The sequence below is a fragment of the Marinobacter sp. NFXS11 genome, assembly GCF_040148675.1.
Lineage (GTDB): Bacteria > Pseudomonadota > Gammaproteobacteria > Pseudomonadales > Oleiphilaceae > Marinobacter.
Genome location: NZ_JAGDDV010000001.1, coordinates 292465 through 304653 on the forward strand (window position 1 = coordinate 292465; position 12189 = coordinate 304653).

Here is a 12189-nt window from a genome sequence, read left to right on the forward strand (position 1 = left end):
TGGCATACGCTCTTGCAGAATCGCTATCAGCAGTTTGCGCGCTGTGCGGCCCGTTGGTCAATTATGGCCGGGAACTCGCTCGTACAAAGATGAGGATTTGAACTGATGGCCAGAGCATCAGGTGGTCGCAAGCTTTTGCGATGGTTTTTGCTGCTATGCGCTGGCGCTATCGTGCTGGTGCTGTTGGTGGTTCTGATGTTTCGGTTCGTAAATCCACCCACCTCGGCCTTCATGCTGGGTTATCAGCTTCAGGGCGCGAACAAATCCCTCGCCCACGAATGGGTGCCCATGCGCGAGATCTCTCCCTGGATGCCGCTGGCGGTGGTTGCCAGCGAGGACCAGCGATTCCCGCATCATGTGGGCGTGGATTTTGAGGCGGTTCGCCAGGCGCTCTCGGAGTACCGGGCCGGCGACGGGCTTCGAGGAGCCAGTACTATCACCCAGCAAACGGCCAAGAACCTCTTTCTCTGGAACGGGCGTAGTTTCATTCGCAAGGCCATTGAGGCGGGGTTGGCGCTTGTAATAGACGGCCTCTGGTCAAAACAGCGGGTACTGGAAGTTTATCTGAATATTGCCGAGTTTGGCCCCGGAATTTATGGCGTTGAAGCCGCCAGCCAGGCCTACTTCGGCAAGCCTGCCCGTCACCTCACCGAGTACCAGGCCGCGCTGCTCGCGGCCGTACTCCCGAATCCGAAAGTCCTGCGGGTCAATTCGCCATCGTCGTATGTGTTGGAACGAGTGGCCTGGATTCGGGGCCAGATTGCACAGCTGGGTGCTGGATACCTGCGAGATCTCTAGTCTTGCAGATGAGCAGATTTATTGGCGTGACCCCTGGCGCGGACTCGTTGATACTAGGGGTATTGCAGGACCACTTATTTTTAAAGGATTGCACGAATGTCTCTCTTCCCCGACGACAACGGCGAGAACGATCTGTTCATGTCACGAACCGACCCGGAAAACCCGCTGGGCACCCATGCGCCCTATAGTTTCGAGTTGGAAGGCAAGATCTGGCCAACCGTGGAACACTATTTCCAGGGAATGAAGTTCACCGACGACAACCGCCAGGAAAAGGTGCGCAACGCCGATACGCCCGGCAAGGCAGGAAAGCTTGGGCGGAAGCGCCACAAGAGCCTGCGTCGGGATTGGAAACAGGTGCGCGAAACCGTTATGACGCGGGGAATCTACGTGCGTTGCCGAACCCACCCCGAGCTGGCAGAGGCTCTGCTGGATACCGGCGACACGAAAATCGTTGAAAACAGCAATTTCGATTATTTCTGGGGTTGTGGCCGGGATCGGCGGGGTGAAAACCGGTACGGGAAAGTGTTGATGAACGTGCGGGCGAGGTTGCGGGAAGAGCGGGCAGCGCAGGCTTGAGCGCCAGCCTGCGCGCCAACTGCAACACCGGTAGCGCAGGTCAATCGCTCTGCTTCAGGCCCATTTCCCAGAAATCAATTTCAAGCCGGGTGGCGTCGCTGAAAATCCGGCTCAGCTCTTTGAAGCGGGCAGGGGAGACTTCGGCCAGTCGCTCATTGAGCCAGCGGATCTCTGCCTGCATGGCGTCCTGGAACTCGTCGCTCTCGTACATGGCGATCCAGGCGTCGTAAGGGTTGCTCTCACCCCGAATCGTTTCCGCCCGGCTGTTCAGCCAGTTGGCGATTTCACCGTAACCCACCATGCAAGGCGACAGGGCAACGTGGAGGTCTAGCAGATCACCACGGTTGCCGGTATCCAGAACATAGCGCGTGTAGGCAAGTGTGGCGCGGGCTTCCGGTAGTTCGGCCAGCTCTTGTTCGGAGATTCCCCATTCCTTGCAGTAGCTGATGTGCAAATCCAGCTCCACATCCACAATGGCCTGCAAACCTTCCTTGGCCTGGCGGAGATCCGACAGTGTCGGGCTTTTATAGGCTGCAAGAGCAAAGGCACGCGCGAACTGGATCAGGAACAGGTAGTCCTGCTTGAGGTAATGCTGGAACGCTTCGGGCGCCAACGACGCATTACCCAGTTGCTGCACAAAGCTGTGCTCAATGTAGGCTTGCCATTCCGTCTGACAGCTCTTTTTCAGGTCTTCGAACTGATAAGGCATGCTTTCTCCTGGAGGACGGTCGACTCAGTAACAGGAATTCGGTGACGAGTCCGGGTTGATCTCACCGGCGACTTCTTCCGGATCAATGCCGTGACTGACCAGTACTTCCCGCACAAAATTCACCTGCGCGAGAATTCTGTCAGCATCGTCGCCGTATTCGAACCGATTGATTTCGACCGGTTGGGGCATGAAGGTAAAGGCGGTTTTCAGGGCGGTGAGCGTGTCTTCGTCGGCCATTGGCATACTCCTCTGCGGTTTGAGTTACACAAGAGGAGTATACGCATGTCTTCCGGGAAAGGCCGATAGGCAGCCTTGGACTGGTCGTCTTGCTCGACGATCTGTCAGGTTCAGGCTCGTCGACGGCTGGCTGCCACCAGCGAACCAAGAACTACGAGCATCGCAGCCAGCGGAAGCCGCCAGTCTGGCGCGGCAATCCCGGCCAGTACCAGGAAAAGAGCGGCCAGCACAGGTACCGCATAGGCCAGGCTGCCCACCAGTGCGGTAGGGCCTTTCCTCAATGCCAGATCCCAGGCCACCATGGCCAGGCCATATGGACCCAGACCCAGGGCGACACCAGCGGCGAGCGCGGTTCCTGAAGGCAGCACATGGGCGGAGCCGGAAACGGTATCTGCGGCTGCGGCTCCGGCGCCAGCCAGAAGGAACAGGCCTGGCATTACGGGAGCGATCGCTACGGGTGTTGCCTGGCAGATCCAGGAGTAAAGGGCCCAGCAACCCCCAGCCAGAAGAGCCAGCCCGTAACCGGTCAGGTTGCCTGAAAAACCATTATTCAGGGCCTCCGGGCCCAGCAGCAAAGCCGCGCCGGAAAAGGCAATCAGTGCCCCCGCTATAACCGGGAGCGCGATCCGCCGATGAAAGGCCCACTGGCTGATCAGGATGAACATCACCGGCCAGGTATAGGTGATCAATGACGCCTCTGCGGTGGGTGCCATGCCCAGCCCGGCCAGGTAGGCGCCGACCGCCCCCAGAACCAGCAAAGGCACAAGACCGAAAATCACCAGTTTCCATTGCCAGGACACTTTCACAGATTTACGCGCTTCGCGGCCCCGGAAACTCATGGGCAGCACGGCCAGTGCGCCACTGATCAGGGCGATGGTCGTAAGCTGGAAGGGCGGGATGGACCGCGCTGCATCGACCAGCAAAGGGGCAATAGCCCAAAGAACGACGGCGACCAGAGCCGCGATGATGCTAAGGATGTTGGGCAGACGTATGGGCGCGTTGACAATCCTCATGGGCAGTCCTCCTGTAGCTGGTGTGTTGTGATCTGACAGCGGGAGGATATACTCGCTTGAGATATCACAAAAACAACGTTTAGTGATTAAAAGCATCACAGGAGTTGATGAATTGCGTCCCCGTATTCTGGATCTGAACGTGCTGCAAACACTGGTGGCCATTGCTGACACGGGAACGGTAACGGCGGCGGCTGACCGGCTTGCCTATACCCAGTCAACCGTCAGCATGCAGTTGCATCGCCTGGAAGCCCTGTTGGAAGTGTCCCTTCACGAGCGAGAGGGCCGGCGTATTCGGTTTACCGCGGAGGGCGAGCAAATGATCGGTTACGCCCGGAAGATGCTGGCCCTTAACAACGAGGCACTGGATTCGCTCAGGCAGCGGCAGGTATCGGGGCAGCTGAGCCTGGGTATCCCGGAAGACTATGCGTTTCTGCTGACCTCCGTTCTCTCCCATTTCAGCCAGCTGTTCCCGGCGGTTCAGCTGCAGGTTATCTGCGGATCAAGCGTCAGGCTGCTGGAGCAGGTGCAGGCTGGTGAGCTGGACCTGGCGGTTGTGACCCGTCAGACCCGCTCTCCGGGTGGGGAAGTGATTCGCCGGGAGCCACTGGTGTGGGCGGTTGGCGCCGAGAAACAGCCGTCCCTTGCAGATCCCATTCCTCTCGCGCTTTACTCGCCCGGCGCTGATGTGTTCAGAGAGGTGGCAGAACAGGCTCTGTTTTCTGCGGGTCGGCAATGGCGCCTGGCCTACTCAAGCCAGTCGATGACAGGATTGATGCCCGTTGTCGTGGCCGGATTGGCGGTGGTGCCCGTAACCCGCGATATGCTCACACCCCAGCTGCGGGTTCTGGACGAACGAAGCGGTATGCCGGCTCTGCAATCCATCGAGATGGCCCTGCATCGGCCGTCGGGCCGTCCGACTGAACCGGCCCGGCAGATGGCAGAGTTGATCCGGGAACATCTGGCGGGAGATGGCTGATCTGTCTCCATGTTAGGCTGGCAGTATCGTGTCTAAACGCAATGAACGGGATACCCCATGAAAACGATCAACATCGACATTGTTTCCGACATCGCCTGCCCCTGGTGCGCGATTGGTTATGCGCGACTGGAGCAGGCCATGAAACAGTTGGCGTCGGAGTATGAATTCGGCCTGCAATGGCACGCGTTTGAACTGAACCCGGACCACTCTGGCACGGGCGAGCCCATCCTCCCGGCCCTGGCCCGCAAGTACGGTCGAAGTGAGCAGGAAATGCGCGCGACCCAGGACCAGATGATGGCGGTCGCGAAAGATCTGGGCCTCAACTTTGAAAAAATGCAGGAGCGCTTCACCTGTAATACCTTCGATGCCCATCGGCTGGTGAAGTGGGCGGCTGAGCAGGGCAAGCAGACGGAGATGAAGCAGGCGCTCTTCGAGGCCTACTTTGGAAAGGCGGAAGACGTTTCAGACCAGGGCGTGTTGCTGGCCTGTGTCGAGAGCCTGGGGCTGGATCGCGCGAGGGCAAAGCAGATTCTGGACTCTGATGAATTCGCCGACGTGGTGCGCGAGGATGAAGCAACCTATCAACAGGCCGGCGTTTCTGCGGTGCCAGCGTTTATCGTGAATGGTAAATACCTGATCTCCGGCGCCCAGGAACCCGACACCCTGGTTCAGGCATTCGAAGAAATCAGCGCAAAGCCTGAGTGAGCGCCTTCGTTGGAGAGAGAATGTCGAAACCATCCGAAGCCCGGCAACGGGCCATCCTGGCACGGCTGGAGAAGTTCAGCCGCTTTACCGATAGCAACATCGCTATTCCGTTCACCAATGTACGGATTGGCGCGGAGGCCGTGATTGGCCTGCTGCCCGTGGTGGGGGACGCCGTGGGCCTGGTCCTGGCCGGATACGTACTGGTGGAAGCGCAGCGAGCGGGCGCCACCAAGGCGGTGAAGATGCGCATGTTGCGGAACATGGGCATCGACTTTCTCGGCGGGCTGTTGCCAGTGGTAGGCGATGCCTTCGACGCGGTTTATAAAGCCAACACCCGCAACACCCGTCTGCTTCGTAACTACCTGGAAAAGGAGTTGGCGATTGAACCACCGCCTCCGCCTTTCCCCTGGCGGACCGTGATTGGTTTATCCGTGCTGTTCTCTGTGGTGACCGGTGGCCTCACGCTTTTATTCTGAGCCGCATACTGCTCTTAAAGCATCAGGCCGGTTTCCGGGTGGGAGGCCTGCCGCCGGACCAACACCTGCCCGTCCCTTACAGACGCCAGCACCGGTCGCTGCCCGAGTAGCACTTCATAGGGCGTGGCCCCTTGAAGAACCACGCACCGTGCTGGCATCCCTTCGTCAAGGCCATACTCATCAAGGTCAAGCGCAGCCGCGCCATTCTCGGTGATCAGCTCCAGTGAACGGTCGATCCAGCTCATGCCCAGCATATGGCAGGCGTGCAGGCCGACATCAAGGGTCCGGAGCAGGTTGCCATTGCCCATTGGATACCAGGGGTCGCGAATTGAGTCCTGGCCAAAGGCGACTTTCAGTCCGGCATCAAGCAGCTCGGGGACCCGGGTGATGCCACGGCGTTTGGGATAGCTGTCGAATCGGCCCTGCAAATGCAGGCTTTCAGTGGGCATGGAAAGAAAGCGCAGGCCTGACTTTTTCAGCAATCGAAACAGGCGGCTGCAGTAGGCATCGTTATAGGAGCCCATTGCACAGGTATGGCTGGCGGATACCCTGGAACCGTAGTCGAGTCTCAGGGCCTCGGCGGCCAGAACTTCGAGGAACCGGGATTCCGGATCATCAATTTCGTCGCAGTGAACATCCACCAGTCGGTCGTTTTTATGGGCAAGCTCCATCAGCCAGCGAACCGACTCTGCACCGTAATCCCGGGTAAACTCGAAGTGGGGAATGCCACCAACCACATCAGCGCCGAGACGCACGGCTTCCTCCATGAGCTCACGCCCGTTTTTGAAAGACCAGATGCCCTCCTGGGGAAACGCGACGATCTGCAGGTCAACGAAGGCTGCGGTCTGTTCGCGAACCTCAAGCATGGCCTTGAGGGCAGTCAGGCTCGGATCAGTCACATCCACGTGGGTACGCACGTACTGGATGCCATGGGCGGCAAAGAGCTTCAGCGTCTGGCTGGCGCGGCTGATCACATCGTCGTGGCTCAGGGTTGTCTTACGCTCGGACCAGCATTCAATGCCTTCAAACAGGGTGCCGCTCTTGTTCCAGCGCGGCTCCCCGGCGGTCATGGCGGCGTCGAGATGGATGTGTGGCTCCACGAAAGGGGCTGTGACCAGATTTCCTCCGGCATCCAGTTCGCCTTCATTGACGGTGGTATTTTCGGCTTGGGCGGTGATACCTGAAAAGCGTCCGTTGCTGATCTCAAGCCGGAATAGCCCATCCCGGCCCTGTAGACGTGCGTTCGCTATTGCGTTCAATGGTTTAGTCATTTTATCTCCGGTCAGTGGCTAACCCGCATCTATGGTTTCAGTAGCAGGTGTGCCAGTAACAGTGTTCTGAATTGTTCTGTCGGGGTGCCCTGGCCAGCCATTGATTCACTGAGCTGGTTCATTCGGTTGCGTATTGTGTTTCTGTGGCAGCCTAATGCTTCTGCCATGGCACTCTGGTTGCCCCGGCAGGCGATCCAGGCATCGAGCATGTCGGCAGAATCGGCCAGAAGGTCATGGTCCATCTGCTCGACCGATGTATTTTCGGACCAGATAATGGCCCTGCCGATTGCCTCTGTGACCTCCACCATGGGCAGAGAATAGGGCTGTTCGAACAGAGGTATCGCAAGCTCGTCGGCCAGCCGGCATAACGTGTTGGGCAGTTGACCAATGTAAGCATCTCCGGTCAGGACAACGAGTCCGGAGACATTGCATTCCTTGCCCTCATACAGGCATTCCGCCAGATTCTGGGGGCTGCGATGTCGGCTGATGCCGGTAACAAAAACCAGTTCGCCACCTTTGACCCAGCTCTTGAACGAGCGGTTTTCCGCTACATAGGGCCAGCGTACCGGGTTATCCCCGGCGGACTCCCCTCCCCGGAGCCGAATGGCATCCAGGCCGGGGAGATGTGGCACCTTCCGGCATCGCAGCGTCACTCAGATTGCTCCCATCACCTGAGCTTTACGCTCACGGACCGCTTCGCTTACAACCAGAATGATGCTGTAGCTCAGGGCCGCGACGAGAACACCCACAATGGGCGCAATCCAGGGAGAAGTATAGGCGGCTGCGGAGCCGATGGCGTAGGCCGCGAGCCCAGCGAAGTTGAAGGCTGGCAGTGTAACCGTGGTCAGGTCCGGATACTGGCGTTTATAGCCGACAAAGTAGCTTGCCATGATGACGCCACCGATCGGCGGGATAAAGGTGCCGAGCAGAACAAGGAACGGTATCAGCCATTCGTACATGCCCAGTACCGCCAGAACTGTCCCGATCGCGGCACCAGCAATGGTCACCGACTTGCGGCGGCGGGTACGGATCAGATTGCAGCCCGCGACCGCAAAGTTGTATACCGTGTTGTCCTGGGTGGTCCAGAGGTTCAGGAACAGCATCAGGATACCAAGTGTGGCCAGGCCCTGGGCGACCATGATGTCGACGATGTCGGCTTGCTGGTAAACGAGGGCACCAAAGGCGCCGATCAGGGTCATCAGACCGTTGCCAAGGAAGAACGCAAGCAATGTGGCGATCACAGCGGTTTTGCCGGATTTCGCGAAGCGGGTCCAGTTGGTTGCCTGGGTGCCGCCACTGACAAAGGTGCCGAAGACCAGCGTGATTGCCGCTGCAACGCTCATCTCATTGGTCGGGGTAATAGCCAGCAGCCCGGACAGGCCGCCGGCATCGGATGTGGCGATGGACATACTGACGGCGACCAGAATAATCATGGCGGGGACGGCAACCCTCGATAGCCACTCCAGTCCTTGGTAACCGATAAACGCAGTAACACAGAAGGCGAACCCGAACAGCACCATCAGCGGCGTTGTCATCCCTTCCGGCATCCCGGTGAGTTTGACCAGCAGAATTGCCATAGTGGCCGTGCCCCAGGCGTACCAGCCAATCTGGGTGAAGCCCAGAATAAAGTCGGACAGCTTGCTGCCCAGCTCGCCAAAGGTGAACCGGCTCATCAGGGCTGTGTTCAGACCAGTCTTCGCGGCGATATAACCCAGCCCTGCTGCGTACAGCCCCAGCAGCAGATTGCCGACCGCCAGAACCATCAGCATGGTGGAAAAGTCGAAGGCAACACCAACGCTGCCACCCGCCCACATGGTGGCGGTAAAGAAAGTAAAGCCGAGGAGCACCAACCCCATGGACCAGACGCTTTTGCGCTGATCCATGGGAACCGGGCTTAAGGGATAATCCTGTTCTTTGGGTGTAGGTTCAGTGGTCATGACGATCTCTCCGTGTCTTGGGTAACACGAAGGGAGTTGGCAACGTTTGTGCCATGGAGGCTTTTCGGGTCGAATCTTGCGGCGTAGTCCGCCAGATATTGTGCATAGTGCACAAAGGCACTGTTGAAGAGCCTTTGGCAGGAACCTCTCTGCTTCAATACGGTGCGATCTGGTGGCGGAGTTACTCCTTTGGTGCGTCAGGCGCCGGCAGCAAACTGGACTACACTTCCAATTACTCCTTTGGCGAGAAGGAATTCACTCAATGACCAGGCGCGGTGCCAGCTACACCCTGTGGGTTGCCATCGCACTTGGCATCGCTCCGGCTGTGGTTACTGGCCACATTTCTCCTTTTTCCATATTTGACGAGCGCTTTGGGCTTGAGGTTGAAAGCCTGATGTTCCTGCCCCCAGAGCTCTGCCTTGTCGTTTTCGTTGTTGGAATCGCGGCGTGCGTTGTTCTGCGACGCTTTGTCCTGATGCCACTGCTTTTGCCCTGGTTGGCGCTGGTCTTTTTCCCTCCTGAGAAGCTGACTGAACAGTTTCCAAGCGCCTGGGATGCCCAGGAGAGGCTCTACGAAAATGAAAAGCTCGCCAGAGAAAGTGCTGAGCTACCGGACCTGAACTCACTCCGAAGCAGGATTGGTGAAATAGATCATACTGACACGGGGCTGTTCCGTTTCGAGCGCGCCGAACTACTGAGCGAGTTAGACCAGCTTTCAGAACGGAGTGGTGCCTGGGACACGAACGTCAGCCAGCGGGCTGCCAAAATTGCTGTTCAGATAACGGCATTGAGGCTGAAGATCGGCCAGGCTAACTCGCACCTGAGTATGATTGATAAGTCGCTGCGTGATCTGGCCATAGTCTCGCGTTTCAGCCTTGGACTGGCGAACAAGGTGTTGGGGGAGAAGCTCAGGCAAGGGCGAAACAAGGTTATCCGCCACCGTAATGCTCTGGAAACCACTCGCCGGGCATTGAGGGTGGAGCTGACATCGATCCAAACAGCACGATCGGATACTGAGCAGGCTCTGACACAGCTGCGGGACCTTGATGCACGAATCAGCACCTATCTCTGGGCAAGTGATGCTTACAGGGCCTGGCAGATTTCCATGACTTACAAACTGCTGTGTCTGGCAGTGTTGGTGGCTCTGCTCTGGGTCTTTCCTATGGGATCTACGGTTTACCTGTCGCTTCTGGGCGTTTCGCTGTTCGCCGCAGTGTTTTATTCAGAAGGCGCCTTGGGCTACAGGCTCTGGTTGATTGTTCAGTTCTTGATGCTTTGCTTCGCGCTGCGCATTGCGCGCTTGTTGGTGCGGGAGAATATTCCGTTGCTTCGCAGGCAGTCGGGATCTTTTCTATTGCAGACTTGCCGCAAAACACTGGTCTTTTACCTGCCGTTCCTGACGTTGCTGGCGCTTGGTCTTGCAGCCTCCTGGCAGGTTGAGCGATGGGTCGATAATCAACTTTACAGTCTGGAATTCATGGCGGACTCCGACCCGAAAGCAAACCGGAGGCAGAACATCGATAGTGCCATCAGCGCCTATTTCGATGAGCAGGAAAAGGCCGCTTTCGGAATGCTCGACAGCCTGGATGCGCAGGCAAAGTCGTCACCGAAAGCCGTGGCTGCCGCAATTATGGCGTTTTATGAAACAGAGGTACCCGAGACCTTGCCAGATATAGAGCCAGAAATGGCGCCACCGGGGTGTAGTGGCTTTCTGCCCTGGGTTTTCCAGACAGCGTCATGCGCAGAAACGTCGGTCAAGGAACCGCTGAATGAAGCCTATGCCGACAGGCGCGAGGCGGAGCGCGAGAGGCTGGATCGAACAACGCAGGGTTATGCGGAGCTTGCCCGAACCGGCGCTGCCAACCTTGTTGATGTTGCCCGAGAGGACTTGAGCTCGACTTTCCACGATACGGAAACGGCGATAAAGAAGCAGTTGGGTCTGATCTACGCTGTTGTTGATATCTATGCCTGGGTCTCCTGGTTTGTCTTGATCCTCGTTGTCATCAAAAGCCTGATGTATATTTTTGCCCGGGTGTTTTTCGGAGCGCAGGCCAATGGCGAGCGAATGATTCAGTTTGAATCGGAGCCAGAGCCCAGACAATCTGGTCGGGTGAGGGATGTGCCAGATCGGCTCGACCTGACCCCTGACATGGGGGAGCTGATGTACGTCAGCAAACGCTATGATTTTGCCAATGCGCCGCCTGATGAAGTAACTCCCCAGGCGCAGAAGGCTTTCTTCTCTCGGTTCCTGCGCGGTGCCTGGCATATGAACCGTATCTGGACAGGCGCCCGTGTTGTCGGGGCGGCGCCATACCGGCGCTTGCCTGCTGATGAGCGTATTGTGGTCTGGACCCTCAAACCGGGTGATGCCGTGATCTTTTCCTGGAAGCAGTTTGTGGGCATGAGCGATAGCATCGGTATACGCACGAGGTACAGTTGGCAACTTGCCTCTTTGGTGTTTGGCCGGATGTTTTATGTGGTTGCTTGCGTGGACCCGGATGCATCGAGCGATGGCACCTTGTTGCTGTCTGCCCGGGGCAGCGATGGCACCGATGGTCGTGAAAGTCCCAGTAACAGCCCTGATCAGCTACTCGCATGGCAGACCACTACACGGTTCGAGATGCACGCCAATCTGAATTTCCGGAACGTGTACCGAAGCGGTGTCCAGATTCGAGCCTTTGGCAAGGATCTGGCTGTCACGCATTCGAATGTGCAGCGTCAGCGATCAGGAGCAGCGCGGTTCCTGACTTGTTTTTTAATGCCGGTATAACGGGGTAGCCGCGATGAGAAGTGCTTTGACCATGATCGGATTCATTCTGGTCGCCATAGCCTTTTACGTTCTGTGGACCAACCTGAGCGCGCGTATCGTCGCGGTTGAGTCTGACACAGGCAGTTACATCTATACAGATTCGGATACCCCTGATGAGTTGGAATCGCCGCTTCAAAGTCCGGGTTTGGAAGCGTTGAATGACAGGTTGGTCAGACTGGAGTTGTTACAGCGTGAGAATGCAGACGCGATCAGCGCCTTGTCTGAACGTCTGGACCGTTTCGAAGCCGCTATCTGCCGTGGTGAAGACTGTGGTCGAAGAATGTTGACCCGGGAAACGGTATTTTTCGCCCTCAACGACAGTACACTCAGTGACGAAGCGAAAGACCGGATTGATCGTCTGATGGCAAGAGTGAGTGAAGGCGCTCTCATTTCGCTCAGGGGCCAGGCTGACGCTGTTGGTGAGGAAACCTACAATTATCTGCTTTCGCTACGCCGGGCCGCGGCTGTTAAACGATATATCGATGCCGTGCTGGCCGAGTCGGATCATACCGGCAATCCTTTGATTACGATTGATGGCACTGGTGAGGCGCTTTCGGATGACTCCGATGAATCTGAAGACCCGGCCCGTCGAATGGTCGAAATTCTGATTTTCGAGTGAGGCCTGCGCCAAAATTGTAACAGTGGTATCTCTTTCAATACGCTTATTTACTGGTGGTCAGAG

At 57.5% G+C, this 12189-nt stretch carries 13 protein-coding genes; 7 read left to right on the forward strand and 6 right to left on the reverse strand.

All coding sequences use genetic code 11. The features are described from left to right. Positions 1-105 precede the first annotated feature (105 nt). Positions 106-798, forward strand: coding sequence for a monofunctional biosynthetic peptidoglycan transglycosylase (mtgA, locus tag J3362_RS01465; RefSeq protein ID WP_148609226.1), 693 nt, complete (start codon positions 106-108; stop codon positions 796-798). 96 nt (positions 799-894) lie between these two features. After that, the gene (gene ybiA, locus J3362_RS01470) at positions 895-1374 is read left to right on the forward strand and encodes a riboflavin biosynthesis intermediates N-glycosidase (RefSeq protein WP_104270624.1); all 480 of its coding nucleotides are present in this window, start codon (positions 895-897) and stop codon (positions 1372-1374) included. 40 nt (positions 1375-1414) lie between these two features. On the opposite strand, the gene tenA is transcribed toward ybiA, so the two are convergent. The 3 genes from tenA to J3362_RS01485 form a co-directional block, all read right to left on the reverse strand. Then, on the reverse strand, positions 1415-2083 hold the full coding sequence (tenA, locus tag J3362_RS01475) for a thiaminase II (protein WP_349517789.1): 669 nt from the start codon (positions 2081-2083) through the stop codon (positions 1415-1417). A gap of 24 nt (positions 2084-2107) precedes the next feature. Continuing rightward, positions 2108-2320 (reverse strand): hypothetical protein, encoded by a 213-nt coding sequence (locus J3362_RS01480; RefSeq protein WP_008172415.1) that lies wholly within the window; start codon positions 2318-2320, stop codon positions 2108-2110. Between the two features lie 110 nt (positions 2321-2430). Next, positions 2431-3333: a DMT family transporter gene (locus J3362_RS01485; protein WP_349517790.1), complete on the reverse strand. Its 903-nt coding sequence runs from the start codon at positions 3331-3333 to the stop codon at positions 2431-2433. Between the two features lie 112 nt (positions 3334-3445). Between J3362_RS01485 and J3362_RS01490 the strand changes: the two genes are divergently transcribed. From J3362_RS01490 to J3362_RS01500, 3 genes are read left to right on the forward strand one after another with little or no spacing between them, the layout of a single operon-like run. Further along, entirely contained in the window at positions 3446-4309 is an 864-nt protein-coding gene (locus tag J3362_RS01490) for a LysR substrate-binding domain-containing protein (protein ID WP_349517791.1), read from the forward strand. Between the two features lie 57 nt (positions 4310-4366). Next, positions 4367-5014, forward strand: coding sequence for a DsbA family oxidoreductase (locus tag J3362_RS01495; protein WP_349517792.1), 648 nt, complete (start codon positions 4367-4369; stop codon positions 5012-5014). A 20-nt stretch (positions 5015-5034) separates the two neighbouring features. Further along, entirely contained in the window at positions 5035-5490 is a 456-nt protein-coding gene (locus tag J3362_RS01500; RefSeq protein WP_349517794.1) for a DUF4112 domain-containing protein, read from the forward strand. Between the two features lie 14 nt (positions 5491-5504). Here J3362_RS01500 and codA read toward each other — a convergent pair whose 3' ends face one another. Genes codA through codB form a run of 3 tightly spaced genes read right to left on the reverse strand, consistent with a single transcriptional unit; the run spans position 5505 to position 8698 of the window. Next, positions 5505-6761 carry a cytosine deaminase gene (gene codA, locus J3362_RS01505; RefSeq protein WP_349517795.1) on the reverse strand — a complete coding sequence of 419 codons (1257 nt, stop codon included), beginning with the start codon at positions 6759-6761 and terminating at the stop codon, positions 5505-5507. A gap of 29 nt (positions 6762-6790) precedes the next feature. Further along, positions 6791-7414 carry a PucR family transcriptional regulator gene (locus J3362_RS01510; RefSeq protein ID WP_349517796.1) on the reverse strand — a complete coding sequence of 208 codons (624 nt, stop codon included), beginning with the start codon at positions 7412-7414 and terminating at the stop codon, positions 6791-6793. Further along, complete coding sequence (gene codB / locus J3362_RS01515; RefSeq protein ID WP_349517797.1) at positions 7415-8698, reverse strand: cytosine permease; 1284 nt, start codon at positions 8696-8698, stop codon at positions 7415-7417. 262 nt (positions 8699-8960) lie between these two features. On the opposite strand from codB, the gene J3362_RS01520 reads away from it, so the two are divergent. Further along, positions 8961-11468: a hypothetical protein gene (locus J3362_RS01520; RefSeq protein WP_349517798.1), complete on the forward strand. Its 2508-nt coding sequence runs from the start codon at positions 8961-8963 to the stop codon at positions 11466-11468. 13 nt (positions 11469-11481) lie between these two features. After that, on the forward strand, positions 11482-12126 hold the full coding sequence (locus J3362_RS01525; protein WP_349517799.1) for an OmpA family protein: 645 nt from the start codon (positions 11482-11484) through the stop codon (positions 12124-12126). The last annotated feature ends 63 nt before the right edge of the window (positions 12127-12189 follow it).